Annotated in this window: 16 protein-coding genes; 4 read left to right on the top strand and 12 right to left on the bottom strand. The window is 70.8% G+C overall.

Annotated elements, in window-relative coordinates; genetic code table 11:
- Positions 1-24 precede the first annotated feature (24 nt).
- Together ACWD5F_RS30600 and ACWD5F_RS30595 are read right to left on the bottom strand one after the other, a co-directional pair.
- The gene (locus ACWD5F_RS30600) at positions 25-1740 is read right to left on the bottom strand and encodes a hypothetical protein (RefSeq protein ID WP_451259244.1); all 1716 of its coding nucleotides are present in this window, start codon (positions 1738-1740) and stop codon (positions 25-27) included.
- Positions 1741-1909: 169 nt separating this feature from the next.
- Complete coding sequence (locus ACWD5F_RS30595) at positions 1910-2161, bottom strand: helix-turn-helix domain-containing protein (protein WP_124001697.1); 252 nt, start codon at positions 2159-2161, stop codon at positions 1910-1912.
- A 32-nt stretch (positions 2162-2193) separates the two neighbouring features.
- Here ACWD5F_RS30595 and map point away from each other — a divergent pair, with 32 nt between their 5' ends.
- Positions 2194-2961, top strand: coding sequence for a type I methionyl aminopeptidase (gene map, locus ACWD5F_RS30590; protein ID WP_451259242.1), 768 nt, complete (start codon positions 2194-2196; stop codon positions 2959-2961).
- A gap of 174 nt (positions 2962-3135) precedes the next feature.
- Here the strand turns inward: map and ggt are convergent, their stop codons facing one another.
- On the bottom strand, positions 3136-4935 hold the full coding sequence (gene ggt, locus ACWD5F_RS30585; RefSeq protein ID WP_451259240.1) for a gamma-glutamyltransferase: 1800 nt from the start codon (positions 4933-4935) through the stop codon (positions 3136-3138).
- Between the two features lie 129 nt (positions 4936-5064).
- Here ggt and ACWD5F_RS30580 point away from each other — a divergent pair, with 129 nt between their 5' ends.
- The gene (locus tag ACWD5F_RS30580; protein WP_401718311.1) at positions 5065-5823 is read left to right on the top strand and encodes a hypothetical protein; all 759 of its coding nucleotides are present in this window, start codon (positions 5065-5067) and stop codon (positions 5821-5823) included.
- A 116-nt stretch (positions 5824-5939) separates the two neighbouring features.
- The gene (locus ACWD5F_RS30575) at positions 5940-7505 is read left to right on the top strand and encodes an alpha/beta fold hydrolase (protein WP_451259238.1); all 1566 of its coding nucleotides are present in this window, start codon (positions 5940-5942) and stop codon (positions 7503-7505) included.
- Between the two features lie 46 nt (positions 7506-7551).
- Here the strand turns inward: ACWD5F_RS30575 and ACWD5F_RS30570 are convergent, their stop codons facing one another.
- From ACWD5F_RS30570 to ACWD5F_RS30550, 5 genes are all read right to left on the bottom strand, one after another.
- Positions 7552-8430 (bottom strand): amino acid ABC transporter permease, encoded by an 879-nt coding sequence (locus ACWD5F_RS30570; protein WP_451259236.1) that lies wholly within the window; start codon positions 8428-8430, stop codon positions 7552-7554.
- Positions 8427-9071 carry an amino acid ABC transporter permease gene (locus tag ACWD5F_RS30565; RefSeq protein ID WP_451259234.1) on the bottom strand — a complete coding sequence of 215 codons (645 nt, stop codon included), beginning with the start codon at positions 9069-9071 and terminating at the stop codon, positions 8427-8429. The genes ACWD5F_RS30570 and ACWD5F_RS30565 overlap by 4 nt, the downstream gene beginning before the upstream one ends.
- Positions 9068-9982: a glutamate ABC transporter substrate-binding protein gene (locus ACWD5F_RS30560; RefSeq protein ID WP_451259232.1), complete on the bottom strand. Its 915-nt coding sequence runs from the start codon at positions 9980-9982 to the stop codon at positions 9068-9070. The genes ACWD5F_RS30565 and ACWD5F_RS30560 overlap by 4 nt, the downstream gene beginning before the upstream one ends.
- 17 nt (positions 9983-9999) lie before the next feature.
- On the bottom strand, positions 10000-10743 hold the full coding sequence (locus ACWD5F_RS30555) for an amino acid ABC transporter ATP-binding protein (RefSeq protein WP_451259230.1): 744 nt from the start codon (positions 10741-10743) through the stop codon (positions 10000-10002).
- A gap of 126 nt (positions 10744-10869) precedes the next feature.
- Positions 10870-11277 (bottom strand): DUF6278 family protein, encoded by a 408-nt coding sequence (locus tag ACWD5F_RS30550; protein WP_124001689.1) that lies wholly within the window; start codon positions 11275-11277, stop codon positions 10870-10872.
- A gap of 176 nt (positions 11278-11453) precedes the next feature.
- Here ACWD5F_RS30550 and ACWD5F_RS30545 point away from each other — a divergent pair, with 176 nt between their 5' ends.
- Entirely contained in the window at positions 11454-13247 is a 1794-nt protein-coding gene (locus ACWD5F_RS30545) for a GDSL-type esterase/lipase family protein (RefSeq protein ID WP_451259228.1), read from the top strand.
- 19 nt (positions 13248-13266) lie between these two features.
- On the opposite strand, the gene ACWD5F_RS30540 is transcribed toward ACWD5F_RS30545, so the two are convergent.
- From ACWD5F_RS30540 to ACWD5F_RS30525, 4 genes are all read right to left on the bottom strand, one after another.
- On the bottom strand, positions 13267-14049 hold the full coding sequence (locus ACWD5F_RS30540) for an exodeoxyribonuclease III (protein ID WP_401718291.1): 783 nt from the start codon (positions 14047-14049) through the stop codon (positions 13267-13269).
- A 37-nt stretch (positions 14050-14086) separates the two neighbouring features.
- Positions 14087-14722, bottom strand: coding sequence for an MBL fold metallo-hydrolase (locus ACWD5F_RS30535; RefSeq protein WP_451259226.1), 636 nt, complete (start codon positions 14720-14722; stop codon positions 14087-14089).
- Between the two features lie 90 nt (positions 14723-14812).
- Complete coding sequence (pcaDC, locus tag ACWD5F_RS30530; protein WP_451259224.1) at positions 14813-16117, bottom strand: bifunctional 3-oxoadipate enol-lactonase/4-carboxymuconolactone decarboxylase PcaDC; 1305 nt, start codon at positions 16115-16117, stop codon at positions 14813-14815.
- A 135-nt stretch (positions 16118-16252) separates the two neighbouring features.
- Positions 16253-16669: a CAP domain-containing protein gene (locus ACWD5F_RS30525; RefSeq protein ID WP_451259222.1), complete on the bottom strand. Its 417-nt coding sequence runs from the start codon at positions 16667-16669 to the stop codon at positions 16253-16255.
- Positions 16670-16904 lie beyond the last annotated feature (235 nt).

The raw sequence follows: 16904 nt of genomic DNA, 5'->3' as shown, positions 1-16904 counted from the left end.
GGTCAGCGGGGTGACGGGGGTGCCTCAGGCCGAGAAACCGGCGACCCGGAGGGCGTGCACCAGGTCCCAGTGTCGCTCTTCGGACACACCTTGCGCAGCTTCGAGCAGCAGCGGAGCGAGGGCGTGCGGGTCGGGCTCGGCGCTGCGGGCCGCCTCCTCGGGGGTGCGGACGCGGACGTAGGCGTCCAGCAGGGCGCGCACCTCGCGCCGGCGCCCCTGCGCCACCAGCTCCAGGACGGCCTGTCCGACCTCGACGGCGGGCCGTGCCACGCCCTGCCGCAGGATCTGCTCCCCGTCGGTGTCGCGGCCTGCGGCGACCAGGGCGTCGGCCGCCGCGACGAGCCGGTCGGCGGGCAGGGAGGCGGCCTCCCAGAGCAGGGTCGCCCAGTCGGCGCCGAGCCCGGCGCGGTGCAGTTCGGCGGCGAGCATGGGGAACCGGGCGGCGGGCCAGTAGGCGGCCTCGACGAGCAGCGCGTGCGCCTCGCCGCTGCGGCCCTCGGCACGCAGCCGCACCAGCCGCCCGACGGCCTCGACGACCTCCAGCGGAGCCCCGTCGTCCACCGACTCGCTCTTCTTCCCCTGCACCTTCTCCTGCGCCTTCGCCCGCTCGTTCCCGGCGGCGGCCCCGGCGAACCGCGCGCCACGGGGGGTCCTGCGGCCGGTCGCGGCCGGCGCCTGCGGGCTCGGCTGGGCGGTCGGCGGTACGACGACGGGGGCGCCGTCCGCCTCGGCCATCCCGGCGAACCGCGCACTGCCCCGGCGCCGCTTGCGCTGCTTCTGGGCAGGGGGCGCTGGCTCGGGTTCCGCGGGGGACGGATCGGCGGGGGCCGGCTGCTCGGCGAACGGGTCGTCGAAAGCGGGCTGCTCCTGGGCGGACCAGTCCTGCCCGGACTCGTCCTCGCCGGGCCAGTCGTGGGTGGAGCGGTCCTGGGTGGACTCGTCCCGTGCGGGCCAGTCATGGCCGGGCCGGCCCTGAGCAGGCTGTTCCTGAGCGGGAGCCTCCCACTCGGGCTCGTACGCGCGCCGCTGCTGCGGGAACCCGGTGTCGCGGGCGTCCCACCCCTCGTCGCCGGCGGAGGCCTCGCGCGCACCCCATCCCTCGCCCCCGGCAGCGGTGTCGTCGACCCAGCGCACGGGCCCCTGACCGGCGTGCCCTTCTCCCGCCTGCCCCTCTCCGGCCCGCCCTTCGCCGGCCTGCCCGCGGTGCGTCGCCTCCGCCCGGCCGCCGGTCGTGCGCCGGTCCAACTCGGCCATGCGGGAGTGGAGTTCGGCGCAGCGGGCGGTCGCCCGTTCGTGGTCGTCGTGGGCCCAGGCAAGGTCGAGGCGGAGGGCGTCGGCCTCCTCGCGGGTGGCCGCGGAGGCGAGCAACCGGCTCAGTTCCGCCTGCCGTTCGGCCGCGTAGCGCTGTTCGCGGAGCATGACGTCGAGGCGGTCACCGAGGGCGTCGCGGGCCCCGGGCCGGGCGTCGTGGTCGAGGAGTGCGGCGGAGTGCAGGGCGCGGATCCGCTCCTGCTCCTGGGCGGCGGCGCGAGGGCCGTATGCCGCGGCCAAATCCTGGAGGAGCGCTTCCAGTACGTCCCAGGGCGGTATCTCACGCCCGTCGAGGCAGGCCTGCATGCCGTCGGGATCGCGCTGCCAGAACACCGCGCACCAACCGCCGGCCTGGTCGAGACGCGCCAACAGGCCGTTCAGGTAGTTCGCGAACTCCCGCACCCTCCCCGGGAGTTGATCCACAGCCATCGCCCAACTCCCGCCAGACCGGAGCACTCCGGTTCGTAGGCAACACCAGCCGTGTTACGGGGTTGCTACGTTAGGTTTTCAGTCGGCGCGCAGCCACCTCATTGCGGGATCTTGACCAATGTGCGACCGGCGCGCGACCAACCCGCGTTCTATGAACGGCCGGCGCGGGTCAGACGATCACCAACTCGCAGCGCGTGGCCAGTTCGTCCATCGACAGACCGAGGGCGCGGGCCAGCGCGACGACCGTGAAGAAGGCCGGCGTCGGGGCCCGTCCGGTCTCGATCTTCCGGAGGGTCTCGGCGGAGATGCCTGCGCTCGCGGCCACGTCCGTCATGCTGCGCCCGCCGCGGGCCTCGCGGAGCAGCCGCCCGAAACGCTCGCCGCGTTCGCGCTCTTCGGTGGTGAGAGGGGTGCGTACCATGCCGTCATTCTAATACCGGTATAGTAATTGGCATGGTGGAACTCAAGACAGACACATCGCTCGACGCCATGTACGCAGCGGGACAGATCGTCGGACAGGCCCTGACGGCCGTACGGGACGCCGCTGACGTGGGCGTTTCCCTGCTGGAGCTGGACGAGGTGGCGCATGACGTACTACGCGCGGCGGGCGCCGGCTCGCCCTTCCTCGGCTACCGCCCCTCCTTCGCGCCGACCCCGTTCCCGGCCGTCCTGTGCGTCTCGGTGAACGACGCGATCGTGCACGGCATCCCGACCGGCTACCGGCTGCGCGACGGCGACCTGGTCTCGGCCGACTTCGGTGCCGAACTGAACGGCTGGGTGGGCGACTCGGCGATCAGCTTCATCGTCGGCGAACCGCGCCCGGCGGACGTGCGCATGATCGAGACGGCCGAGCGGGCGCTCGCGGCGGCCATCGAGGCGGCCGTGGTCGGCAACCGGATCGGGGACATCGCCCACGCGATCGGCACGGTCTGCCGGGCCGGCGGCTACGGCATCCCGGAGGGCTTCGGCGGCCACGGCATCGGCCGGCGCATGCACGAGGACCCGGGAGTCCCGAACGAGGGCCGCCCCGGCCGCGGCTTCCCCCTGCGCCACGGCATGGCCATCGCCATCGAGCCGATGCTGATCGCCGGTGGCGGCGACGACTACCACGCGGCCCCCGACGGCTGGACCCTGCGCACGAACGACGGCTCCCGCGCGGCCCACGTGGAACACACGGTGGCGATCACGAACAACGGCCCCCGCGTCCTGACGGCCCGCTGAGCGGGGGAACCGCCGAGCGGGAAGGCCGAGCCCTGCGCGCCAGGGGGCGTGTCCGCCGAGCGGAGAGCCGGAGCCCACCGAGCGGGGGCGGACCCGCCGAGCCGAGGCCCGCAGGGCCGCCGGGGCGGAGTCGTCGTGAGTCCGCCCCGCCTCCCCGCACAGTGTCCGTGCCGGCTACGGCGCCGGGTGCACCACCATCGCCGAGCCGCCACCCCGCCGTACCGTCTCCGCGGCCGCCAGCCACTTCCCGTTCGGGAGCCGCTGCACGCCCGTCGCCGCTCCGATCTCGGGGTTGAGCGAGAAGGAGTGGCCGATGGCCTCCAACTTGGTCCTCAAGTCGCTGTTGTAGAGGCCGGGTTCGAGTTCGGTCCTGGCCGCGTTGCGCTGGCTGGCGCGCGGGGCGGCGATGGCGTCGACGAGCGGCAGGCCGCGGTCGAGGAACTCGGTGAGCGTCTGGAGCACGGTCGTGATGATGGTCGCGCCACCGGGCGAACCGAGCGCCACCACCGGCTTGTCGTGCTTGTCGAGCACGATCGTCGGCGAGATCGACGAGCGCGGGCGCTTGCCGGGCCCGGGCAGGTTCGGGTCGTGCACGGCCGGGTTGGCCGGGGCGAAGGAGAAGTCCGTCAGCTCGTTGTTGAGCAGGAACCCGCGCCCGGGGACCGTGATCCCGCTGCCGCCGGTCTGCTCGATGGTGAGCGTGTAGGCGACGACGTTCCCCCACTTGTCGGCGACCGTGAGGTGCGTGGTGTTCTCGCCCTCGTACGTCGTCGGCGCCGCCGTGCCGCCGGCCCCGCAGGCCGCCGGGTGCCGCGGATCGCCGGGCGCCAGCGGGCTGGTGAGCACCGCGTCGTCCTTGATCAGGCACGCGCGCGCGTCGGCGTACTTCTGCGACAGCAGTTCCTTAGTGGGTACGTCCTCGAAGGCGGGGTCGCCGACCCAGCGCCCGCGGTCCGCGAACGCGATCCGGGTCGACTCGATGAAGTGGTGCAGGTACTGGACCTCGCTCGCCTTCGAAAGATCCGTCTTCTCCAGGATGTTGAGCGCCTCGCCGACGGTCGTGCCGCCGGAGGAGGAGGGCGCGATGGAGTAGACGTCGAGACCGCGGTACGAGGTCTCCGTGGGCGCCTGGAGCTTGGCGCGGTAGGCCGCGAGGTCCTTGGCGGAGAGCTTGCCGGCTCGGGCGTTCCAGCCTGAACCCGGGTCCACCGGCGGGTTGTTGACCGTGTCGAGGATGTCCTCGCCGAGGTCGCCGCGGTAGATCGCCCCGACCCCCTTCTTGCCCAACTCCTCATAGGTGCGGGCGAGTTCGGGGTTCTTGAAGGTGGAGCCGACGACCGGGAGCTGTCCGCCCGGCAGGAAGAGCTTCGCGGTGTCCGGGAAGTAGCGGAACCGGGTCTCGTTGGACGCGGTCTGCGAGCGGAACGTGTCGTCCACGGTGAAGCCGTCGCGGGCGATCCGTTCGGCGGGCTTGAGCACCGTGCCGAGTCTCTTGCTGCCCCACTTGTCGAGCGCCGTCTGCCAGGTGGCGGGCGTGCCCGGCGTGCCGACGCTCAGGCCGCTGCTGACGGCGTCGGCGAAGGCGAGCGGCTTGCCGTTCTCCAGGAAGAGGCCTGAGTCGGCGGTCAGCGGCGCGGTCTCCCGGCCGTCGATCGTGCGCACGGTACGGGACTTGGCGTCGTAGTAGACGAAGTAGCCGCCTCCGCCGATGCCGGAGGAGTAGGGCTCGGTGACGCCGAGGGCGGCGGCCGTGGCGACCGCGGCGTCGACCGCGTTGCCGCCCTTCTTCAGGACCTCGATGCCGGCGGCCGAGGCGTCGGCGTCGACGCTGGAGACCGCGCCGCCGTAGCCGACGGCCACCGGGACCTTCCGAGCAGTGGTGTCCTGGGCGGCCGGCGGCGCTGCCGCCCCCACCGACACCACGGCGGCCGAGACCGCCAGGACCGACAGTTTCCGTGCGACAGGGCGACGCATCCGTACCTCCAGTGAAAGGCCGTCCGCGCAGCCTATGCCATCACCATGCCCACGTCAGGAGCGCGCGGAAGCATGGCCGCCACCATGGCTCGAACACGGGTTTGCCCGGGCCCGCTAGCATGCGCGCCCATGAATGACGACGTGCGCAACATCGTCCTGGGCGTGCTCGCGGCCGGCATCAGTGCCGCGCTCGGCTGGCTGGCCCGTACGTACCTGTGGAAGCGGAAACTCCGCCGCAAGCAGGCCTTTTTCGGGCTGCCCGACAACTCCGAGTCGCTGCTCGTCGTGAACCGGGACGCGGGCAGCCCCGATCTGTCGGTGCACCGCTACGACGTGTTCGCCCTGCTGGAGCTGTCGGCACTCATCAAGGACTGCGGGGCCCACGCCGAGGTCATCACGCAGGACGTGGCCCGGCAGGGCTTCGGCGAGCGGACGGAGTTCTGCGTCGGCGGCCCGGGGTCGAACCGGCGCATGGCCGCCCACATGCAGGCGATGCTGCCCGGGGTACGCGTGAACATCGCGCCGGAACCGGGCCCGGACAAGCTGGCGTTCCAGATCGGCAGCGAGCGCTACCGCATGGAGAAGGGCGTGGCCGAACACGTGCTGCTGGCCCGGCTCACGGCCGGCCAGCCCGGCATGACCAGACCCGTGTTCCTCTTCAGCGGCCAGACCGCGATCACCAACCAGGCCGCCACCCGCTACCTCGCCCGCAACCACGAACGGCTGGCCCGCAAATACGGCAACAGCACATTCGTCCTCCTGCTGAAGGTGGTCAACTCGCAGGCGTACGGCCCCGATGTGGCCGAGCTGGTCGCGGACGTGACCCGGGCGGCCCAGGCACCCCTGCCGACACCCACCCCTACGCCCAACTCCCACCGCGCCTCCTGAGTTCGCACACATTTCAACAATCGTTACTCGCACGTAACTTACCGACGGGTTACTTGCGGTAAGCGGCCGCGGTTACCGTCGGGTCACTTTCCACTTACACGAGTGAGGAGTGACCCGTGGGACTCCCTCGCAAGGCCCTGCGTACGACCGCCGTGGGCGCCGTCTCCGCGACTCTGGTCGCCGGAAGCGCCCTCGGACTCACCCCTGCCGCCCAAGCGGCGGACGCCGTCCGTTTCGTGGACATCAGCGGCGACGGCGGCACCGTCCTCAAGGCGAACGTCATCACACCCACCGGCGCCGACGGCACGCACCGCTACCCGCTGCTGGTGCTGCCCACCAGCTGGGGCCTGCCCCAGATCGAGTACCTCGCCCAGGCCCAGAAGCTCGCGAACTCCGGCTATGTCGTGGTCAGTTACAACGTCCGCGGCTTCTGGCAGTCGGGCGGCGAGATCGACGTGGCGGGCCCGTCCGACACGGCCGACGCGTCCAAGGTCATCGACTGGGCACTGGCCAACACCCCGTCCGACGCCCAGCACATCGGCATGGCGGGCGTCTCCTACGGCGCCGGCATCAGCCTGCTCGCGGCGGCGAAGGACAAGCGGATCAAGGCGGTTGCCTCGCTCAGCGGCTGGTCCGACCTGATCGGCTCGATCTACTCCGGCCGCACCCAGCACGTCCAGGCCGCCGCCCTGCTGGACGGCGCGAGCCTCATCACCGGCCGCCAGAGCCCCGAGATCCGGTCGATCTTCGACGACTTCTACGCCTCCGACCTGTCCCGGGAACAGGACATCATCAACTGGGGGAAGAAACGTTCGGCCGCCACATACGTGGATCAACTCAACAAGAACGGCGCGGCGGTCATGATGGCCAACGCGTGGGGCGACACGATCTTCCCGCCCAACTCGTACGCGGACTTCTACGAGAAGCTGACCGGACCCAAGCGGCTGGAGTTGCGACCCGGCGACCACGCCACCGCCGAGCTGACCGGGCTGTTCGGTCTGCCCAACGACGTGTGGACCGACACCGAGCGCTGGTTCGACCACTACCTCAAGGGCGCCGACAACGGCGTCGACCGCGAGCAGCCGGTGCGGCTCAAGTCCCGTTCCAGCGGCGGCTACGAGGGCTATCCGGACTGGAAGTCGGTCGCCGCGACCGAGCGGAAGATCGCCCTCGGGGGCACGACCACGATCCACACCAACGTCGACTCGGGCGCGGACGGCGGGATCATCTTCCTGTCCAGCATCCTCGACCAGGTGGCACAAGTGCCCCCGGTCGCCTCCATCCCCCTGCTCCCCCGCCGCTGGGCCGCCGTGTGGCAGTCGGAGAAGTACGCCGACGCCCAACACGTGCGCGGCACCGCGAAGTTGCACACCACCGTCACTCCGACCGAGGAGAGCGGCACCCTCGTCGCCTACCTGTACGACGTGGGGCCGCTCGGCCTCGGCAAGCTGGTCAGCAACGCGCCGTACACCTTCCACGGGCTGACACCCGGCAAGCCGTTCGGCGTGGACCTGGAGCTGTACTCCACGGCCTACGACGTTCCGGCAGGGCACCGGCTGGCCCTGGTCGTCGACACGGTCGACCCGCTCTACATCGAGCACAACCCGTCCGGCGCGCGGCTGACCTTCTCCTCACCGGCGAACGACCCGTCGTACGTGTCGATTCCGCTGCGCGAGCAGTGATCTCCGGCCGACGCCGGGCGGGTATGGCTCTGTGACTGCTGCCCCCTTACGGTCCAGGGGCCGTGGGGGGATCCCCACCCGGCAGCAGCGTTCCGGGCGCGGCCGCGGTGACGTCCACGGCCTCGGTCCTGGGACTGCGCTGCTCCCGCCGGGACACCCATCCCGCGAACCAGGAGAGCAGCATGCACATCCCGATGCAGATCGGTGAGATCACCAGCACCACGGGGATGAACGGCAAATCGTAGTCCAGGTTGGAGGCGATCAGCTTGCCGGCATGGAGGAACTCCTCGTAGGTGATGAGGTATCCGAGGGAGGTGTCCTTCAGGGCCACCACCAACTGGCTGATGATGGCGGGCAGCATCGCCCGCACCGCCTGTGGCACCAACACATGGGCCATGACCTGGGACTTGCGCATCCCGAGCGCGAACGCGGCCTCTCGCTGGCCGCGTTCGACGCTGCCGATGCCCGAGCGGAAGACCTCGGCGAGCACCGAGCCGTTGTAGAGGGTGAGTCCGGCGACCAGCGCGGGCAGCGGTTGCACCTTCAGCGCCACGAAGACGAAGAAGATCATCACCAGTACGGGCATGGCCCGGAAGAACTCCACGAGCACGGTGGCCAGCCAGCGCACCGGGCGGTGGTCCGACAGCCGCCCCGCCGCGAGCAGTCCGCCGAGCACCAGCGACAGGGCGCCCGCGATCGCGAAGGCCTTCAGCGTGTTGCCCAGGCCCCGCAGCAGGAGCTCCTGGATGCCCTTGTACTCGAAGGGCATCCACTTCGTGTACGTGAACTGGCCGGTGTCGAACAGGAGATAGAGGATCCAGCCGATCAGGCCGAGGATCACGACGGTGGACAGGACACCGTAGGCGAGGTGCCGTTGGCGGGTCCTGGGGCCCGGGATGTCGTAGAGGGCGGAGGCTTCGGTCATCGGGCGATACCCCACTTCCGCTCCAGCACGTTGAACAGGGCGCTGATGGCGAGGGTGATGATCAGGTAGCCGACGGCGATCCAGACGAAGGTCCAGACGATGTTGTAGCCGAGCTCGCTGAGCGTCCTGTACGTGCCGAGCAGTTCGGTGACGCTGAACGCGCCGGCGATCGCGGAGTTCTTGGCCAGCGCGATGAGCGTGGAGCCGACCGGCGGGATCACCGAGCGGAACGCCTGCGGCAGCACGACCAGCGCGAGTGTCTGCCCGAAGGTCATGCCGAGGCTGCGGGCCGCCTCGCCCTGGCCCTTGGGCACGGTGTTGATGCCGGAGCGCAGCGCCTCGCAGATGAACGCCGAGGTGTAGCAGCCGAGCGCGAGGATCGCGAACACCTGGAAGGGCAGGACGAGTCCGAAGCGCGGCAGGCCGAGCAGCACCGCGAAGAACAGCAGGGTGAGCGGGGTGTTGCGCAGGACGGTCACCCACGCGGTGCCGAAGACCCGGAAGGACCCGACGGGCGCGACCCGGAAGGACGCCATGACGAAGCCGAGGACCAGGGCCAACACCGAGGAGTACACGGTGAGTTCGACCGTGCCGAGGAAGCCGTCGCCGTAGGTGGAGAAGTTGTCCGTGAGTACGTTCATGAGCCGGCCTGGTAGCGGTCGATCGCGGGCGGGGTCGGCGCGGGGACGCCGGACAGGCCGAGCGTGGCCTCGTACGCCTTCTTCCAGTCGCCGTTCTTCTCGCGGGCCTGGAGGGCGTCGTCGAGGGCGAGGCGCAGGGCGTTGTCGGAGTGCGGGACGCCGATGCCGTACGGCTCCTTCGAGAACGGCCTGCCGACGACCTTGAGTTCGTCGGGCACCTTCGCCGCGTAGCCGATGAGGATGGCGTCGTCGGTGGTGACCGCGTCGACCTGGTAGGTCAGCAGGTTGTCGACGCAGACCGAGTAGGTGTCGTAGGCGACGAGTTCGGCCTTGGGGTAGTCGTCCTTGATGCGCTGGTACGGCGTCGAGCCGGCCGCCGAGCAGACGCGCTTGCCGTCGAGGTCCTGGGGGCTGTGGATGTCGTGCTCGTCGGTGCGGACCAGGAGGGACTGGCCTGCCATGTAGTAGGGACCGGCGAAGCCGACGAGCTTCTTGCGGTTGTCGTTGATGGTGTAGGTGCCGACGTAGTAGTCGATCTGGCCGTTCTGCAGGGCGGTTTCGCGGTTGGCGGAGGCGATGGTCCTGAAGCGGACCGACGTCGGGGCGAGGCCGAGGGAGGCCGACATCATCTTGGCGATCTCGATGTCGAAGCCGGAGTAGGTGCCGGTCGCCGGGTCCTTCTCGCCGAGGTAGGGCTGGTCCTCCTTGGCGCCGACGACGAAGTGGCCGCGCTTCTCCGCCCGCTTCCAGGTCTTGGACGAGGTCAGCTGAAAGCCCTGCGCCACCCGGTAGTCGGGGAGCTTGTCGGCCGCCGGGCCCTTGCCGGGCGGGCTGCCCTCCTTGCCGCAGGCCGCCGCGAGCAGCGCCACGGACACGGCCAGGGCCGTGCGCACACGTGTGGTACGGGACATGGATCGCGCTCCCCCGCTCAGTGCTTGAGGATCTTTGACAGGAAGTCCTTCGCGCGCTCGCTGCGCGGGGCGGTGAAGAACTCCTCGGGGGTGCGGTCCTCCACGACCCGGCCGTCGGCCATGAACACGACGCGGTGGGCGGCGGAGCGGGCGAAGCCCATCTCATGGGTGACGACGACCATCGTCATGCCGTCGCGCGCCAACTGCCGCATGACTTCGAGGACTTCGTTGATCATCTCGGGGTCGAGGGCGGAGGTGGGCTCGTCGAACAGCAGCGCCTTGGGCTCCATGGCGAGGGCACGGGCGATGGCCACGCGCTGCTGCTGGCCGCCGGAGAGCTGCGCCGGGTACTTGGGTGCCTGGGAGGCGAGGCCGACGCGGTCGAGCAGTTCGAGGGAGCGTTTGTCGGCGTCCTCCCGCTTGCGGCGGCGCACCTTCGTCTGGGCCAGCGAGACGTTCTGCAGCACCGTCTTGTGGGCGAAGAGGTTGAAGGACTGGAAGACCATGCCGACGTCGGCGCGGAGCCTGGCGAGTGCCTTGCCCTCCTCGGGCAGCGGCCGTCCGTCCAGCAGGATGGTGCCGGACTGGATGGTCTCGAGGCGGTTGACCGTCCTGCACAGTGTCGACTTCCCCGACCCCGAAGGGCCGATGACCACGACCACCTCCCCCTTGCCGACGGTGAGGTTGATGTCCTGCAGGACATGCAGCTCCCCGTAGTACTTGTTGACGTCACGCAGTTCGATCAACGGATCGACGGCCATTCGCAGCCCTACTCACTGTCAGCTGTGTCGTGGTTGCCGCAAACTATCCACACCGGAGAGGAGTTAACGCACGACACGCACTTTTCGGGCATTAGCCGTATTTACGTCGAACTACGGGTCAAAGGTTCACACCTCGGCGACCTCCGCGTACAGCTGGGAGAGTTCGGGAACTCCGGTGTCGGCCCAGTCGTGGCCGGACTCGACGACGTCGAACTCGCGCCCGGACTCGAGCCGGACGACGGGCTGGCCGTCCTCCCGGATCTCCCAGGCGGCGCCGGCCACGGTGCGCACGATGACGGTGCCCAGATAGAGGCCGGCGTCGTTGCCGAGCCACGGCAGCGTCTCGGCGTCATCCCGCCAGCGCGGCAGCAGTTGGTCCAGCGCCTCCAGCGAGGCGACCGTGTCGTCGAGCCGGACGCCCTCCTGGGACGCCTGTGAGCGGAGCAGTTCGCACTCGGAGAGGAGCTCACCGACACCCTCCGAGTTGTGCACCGGGGGGACCTCGCGACGCTTGCCCAGGAAAGGGATGTTCATACGTTCAGCCTCGCACCGGGTACCGCCCCCGCACCACAGGCGCGCGGGCCATGGATTCGGCAAGAAGGAGGGCGTGCCACCGAGCGGCGCCCGGCCCGCGAGTGTCGCCCGCGCATCGCTGTGACCTCCCCTTACCGTCTGCACGTCAGTGATCACTGTGCGAAGGGAGACCGGGCGTGCGTCGACGGTCGCTGGGACGAAGAATCACCGCCGCCGCGGTCGTGCTGCTCGGTCTGGTCGCGGTGGCCGGGCCCGCGAGCGCGCAGGCCACGGGGTACGTGGAGAGGACCCGGGCCGAGGAACCGCTCCCGTTGGAGCAGCTCTTCGACAACACGGCTGTCAGCGACGACGCCCTCCCGGGCCGGGCCGACTTCGACGGCTCGGGCGCCTCGCTGTCGGCGCGCGACCTCACGGCCGCGGGCTGGACACCCGGCCGCACGCTGACCGTGCAGGGCGCCGACCTGACCTGGCCCGACCGACAACCTGGCGAGCCGGACAACGCGACCGCCGCCGGCCAGTCCGTCCTCCTGACCGGCACCGGCACCGGCGACGCGCTCGCCTTCCTGACGACGGCCACGGGCGGCAAGGCGGCCACCGGCTCGGGCACGGTCTCGTACGCCGACGGCAGCTCATCGGCGTACCGGCTGACCGCCCCCGACTGGCGCACCGGCGCCCTCGCCACCAAGGCCGTCACCCTCCCCCACGTGAACACTCCCGCCGGTCAACTCACCACGCAGGCACGGCTGTACGTCGTCACCGTGCCGATCGTGCCGGGGCGCGCGGTCGTCTCGGTGCGGTTGCCGAGCGCGGCGGGGCTGCATGTGTTCGCGCTGTCGGTGCGTGCCAAGTCCGCCGGTTGGACGGGGAGTTGGACGGCCTCGACGTCCGGGTATCCGGCGGTGGGGCCGTGGACCGACCGGACGCTGCGGCTCGTGGTGCACACCTCGGTGGGCGGGCCGCGGGTGCGGCTGCGGTTCGACAACACCTTCGCGGCGGCGCCGGTACGGATCGCAAGCGCGACCGTGGCCGTGCAGTCGGCGGGGGCGACCGCGCGGGACGTGCCGGTCGCGCTGTCCTTCGGGGGCGCGGCGGACGTCGAAGTCCCGGCCGGGGCACAGGCGTTCACCGATCCGCTCGGCTTCGAAGTGCCCGCCGACACCAATCTGCTGGTGAGCTTCCATCTGCCGGACACGGTGGCGACGGTGGCCGAGCACCGGCTCGCCAAGCAGCGCTCGTACCTGAGCACACCGGGCGACCACACGGCGGACAGCGCCTCGACGTCGTACACCACGACCCTGACCACCTGGCCGCTGCTGACCGGTGTCGACGTGAGCGGCGGGCCCGGGTCCGTGGTGCTGCTCGGGGACTCGATCACCGATGGCGCCGGGTCCACGACGGACTCCAACCGGCGGTGGCCCAACGCGCTGGCCACCCGGCTGCTCGCGCAGAGCGCGGTGCCGCGGTACGGGGTGCTTAACCAGGGGATCTCCGGCAACCGCGTGGTCGCCGAGATCTACCACGGCGAGGGGATCTCCACGGACTCCACCGGGGTCGACGCCCTCAACCGGCTCGACCGGGACGTCCTCGCCCAGACCTCGGTGCGGACGGTGATCGTCTTCGAGGGCATCAACGACGTCCGCTGGCAGGCGACGGCCGCACAGGTGGTCGCGGGCCTGCGGGAGATCGCGGCGCGCGGACACGAGCGGGGGCTGCGGATGCTGGTGGCCACGATCCTGCCCTGCGCGGGCGAGGTGCGGTGCACGGCCGCCGTCGACACCCAGCGGGTCGCCGTCAACACCTGGATCCGGGCCAACGACGTGTTCGACGGCGTCGTCGACTTCGACGCGGTGCTGCGCGACCCCGCGCAGCCGGCCCGCCTGCTGCCCGCGTACGACGGCGGCGACCACCTGCATCCGGGAGAGACGGGGCTGGCCGCGCTGGCGGGGGCGGTGGACCTGACGCTCCTGTGACGGCCCGGCGCCTGTCCCGCTACGGCACGTCCAGGTCGACCACCACGGGCGCGTGGTCCGAGGCGCCCTTGCCCTTGCGCTCCTCGCGGTCCACGTAGGAGTCGGTGACCGCCTTGGCGAACGGCTCGTTGCCGTACACCAGGTCGATGCGCATGCCCCGGTTCTTGGGGAAGGCGAGCTGGCGGTAGTCCCAGTACGTGTACGGGTGGTCGTACTTCAGGGGCCTCGGTACGACGTCCGACAGGCCGGCCTCGCGCAGGGCGGCGAGGGCGGCGCGCTCGGGCTCGGTGATGTGGGTGAGGCCCTCGAAGGCGGCCACGTCGTAGACGTCGTCGTCCGTCGGCGCCACGTTGTAGTCGCCCAGGATCGCGAAGGGGCGGCTGCCGGTGGCGTCGTCCGCGACGGCTGCCTTCAGGGCCTCGAACCACTGGAGCTTGTAGGCGTAGTGCGGGTGGTCCACCTCGCGTCCGTTCGGCACGTACACCGACCAGACGCGGACCCCGCCGCAGGTCGCCGAGACGGCACGGGGCTCCTCGGCGCCGTCGTACTCGGGGCCGCCGGGCAGGCCCTTGACGACGTCCTCCAGGCCCACCCGGGAGAGCACCGCCACGCCGTTCCACCGGCCGGTCGCGTTGACCGCCGCCTCGTAGCCCAGCTCGCGCAGCTGGTCGAACGGGAACTGCGCCTCGGCCAGCTTGGCCTCCTGGAGGCACAGCACGTCCGTGCCGCTGCTCTCCAGCCAGGCCAGCAGCCTCGGCAGGCGGGCGGTGATCGAGTTCACGTTCCAGGTCGCGATACGCATGCCTCACAACCTACCGGGCGGGTCTGACAACCCGGTCTCAGACCTCCGCGGAGGCCCCAGGCGCGAGTCGAAGATGCTCCGCGCCGCCGAGCGCGCCGATCTGGTGGTCGTAGATCGGACGGGCCAGGTCGGTGAGGAGCGCGTCGTGGATGTCGTACGCGCGCCGCGGCTTCACCTCGCGGACGTACTCGATGACCTCGGAGATCTTGTTCCAGGGCGCCATCACGGGGAGCATCAGCGTCTCGACCGGCTGGTCGGGGACGGTGAGGGCGTCGCCGGGGTGGAAGACCTGGCCGCCGTCGACCAGGTAGCCCACGTTGGTGATGCGCGGGATGTCCGGGTGGATCACCGCGTGCAGTTCGCCGTGGACCTGGACGTCGAAGCCGGCGGCGGTGAAGGTGTCGCCGTGGCCGACGGTGTGGACACGGCCCGGGAACGCGGCCGACAGCTGCTGCGCCACGGAGGCGAGGGTCCAGATCTCGACGGCCGGGTCGGCGTCCAGGGCCGCGCGCAGCTTGCCCTCGTCGAAGTGGTCGGGGTGCTCGTGCGTGACCAGGATCGCGTCCGCCCCGGCGGTGGCGTCCTCCTCGCTGAACACTCCGGGGTCCAGGACGAGCGTCCGACCGCCCTTTTCGAGACGTACGCACGCGTGCGACTTCTTCGTGAGCTTCATGGTTCCCATCCTGCCGCTTCGCGCGCGAGGGTGGGCGGTCGAGGCTGGTGCCTTCGCTGCCAGGCTGTGTTCACGGCGGCGGAGAGCCCGTCACTCCGTCGGGGTCGTCTCCTCGCGGATGACCTGCTGCGCCACCTTGAAGGCGCTGTTCGCGGCGGGCACTCCGCAGTAGACGGCCGCCTGGAGGAGCACCTCTTTGATCTCGACCGGGGTCAGGCCGTTGCGCAGGGCGGCTCTGGTGTGGAAGGCCAGCTCGTCCAGGTGGCCGCCCGCGACCAGGGCGGTGAGGGTGACACAGCTGCGGGAGCGCCGGTCGAGTCCGGGCCGGTCCCAGATCTCGCCCCACGCGTACCGGGTGATGAACTCCTGGAAGTCGCCGGAGAACTCGTCGGCCTGCGCCAGCGCCCGGTCGACATGCGCGTCGCCGAGCACCTCCCGGCGGACCTTGATCCCGGCGTCGTACGGATCGGGCCGTCCCATCGGATATGCCTGCGGCGGAACGACGACGGGGGCGATCTCGGCGATCGGCGTGGCCTGCACGGGCGGCGCGCTCAGGACGGGCTTGACCGGGACCGGCGGGATGGCCATCTGGCCCGTGGACGAGTCGAAGGCGGGCTGCCAGGCGGTGGAGAAGTGCCGGACCAGGAGGTCGGTGACCGCGGCGGGCTGTTCGACCGGGACCAGGTGGGAGGCACCGGGGACGACGGCGAGCCGGGCGTCCGGTATGCCGGCGACCAGCGTGCGGGCCTCGGCGGGGCCGGTGACCTGGTCGTCCGAGCCGACCAGGACCAGGGTCGGCACACCGATCCGGGACAGCTCGGACCGTACGTCGAACGCGGCGAGCGCCTCGCAGGCGGCGATGTAGCAGCCGGGGTCGGTGGTCCGCACCATCTGTACGGCCCAGTCGGTGATCGCGGGCTGCGCGGCGGCGAACCCGCTGGTGAACCAACGGTCGGGAGACGTACGGGCGATGGGATCCAGCCCGTTGGTCCGCACGATCACCCCCCGCTGCCGGAACTCGTCGGCCGTGCCGAAGCGCGGTGAGGCGGCGAGCAGCCCGAGCGAGGCGACCCGCTCCGGGTGGCGCAGCGCCAGTTCCATGCCGACCGCACCGGCGAACGCGCAGCCCGCGTAGCCGAAGCGCTGCACACCGAGCCCGTCGAGGGTGACCAGCAGCCGGGCGGCCAGCTCAGACACCGAGCCGGCCGGGTAGGCGGGCGCTCCGCCGTGTCCGGGCAGGTCGTAGCGGAACACGCGCCACTGCTTGACCAGTTCGGGGATCTGGCGATCCCACATGTGCCAGGTGGTACCGAGCGACGGCCCCAAGATCAGGACCAGAGCTTCTTCTGGCCCGTCAAAGCGGTACTGCAAGGGCGCGGCAGTCGTGTCACTCACTCGACTCACGCTCTCATATCTCACGATTTCTCACGCGCCTGGGTCGTAACCCCGCGCAAGGCATCCCATGTTGTGGCGGGCTCGCGAAGATCCTGTACGCCGCCGTGGAGGAGCCGTTCACCACGGCCGCCGGTCCTAGCGGGCCGTGCCGAAGTCCTGTGTCCAGTAGTCGCCGGGGCCGGCACGGCCGACGCCGATCTCCTTGAACCGGCAGTTCAGCAGGTTCGCCCGGTGCCGGTCGCTGTCCATCCAGCCGGCCATGACGGCCTGCGGCGTGGGATAGCCGGAGGCTATGTTCTCGCCGCCCGCGCTCCAGGCGTAGCCGACCCGTGCGTACCGGTCCACCAGGGTCGACCCGTCGGAGCCACGGTGGGAGAGCCTCCCGTGCGCGGCCATGTCCCTGCTGTGGCCCCGGGCGGCCCTGCCGAGCTTCCGGTCGACCGTCAACGCCGCGCAACCGGCCTTCGCGCGCTCGCTGTTGACGAGGGAGACCAGGGTCCTGAGGTCACCTGCCGCGGCGGCCGGGGTCGTAGTCAGAGCGACCACGGCCACGAAGGACATCAAAGCCACGACTGCTGTCCGGCCGTGCTTCCTGTACGGATTCGTCATACGGCTCCCCGTCTGTCCGGTGCTTCGAGTATCGGACGTCACAGGGAGGCGATCGGGGCAAGTGGCCGAACAGGAAAGGATGTTGAGCGCACCATGCCCGCGGGCGACGCCATGAGGCCATCGACCGACGCTATGTGATCCCCTTCGGGTTCCCTTGCGTCGCACCATGCCGAAGGCC

It is taken from the genome of Streptomyces sp. NPDC002499 (assembly GCF_053595415.1).
This window is presented reverse-complemented; position numbering and strand designations above follow the sequence as displayed.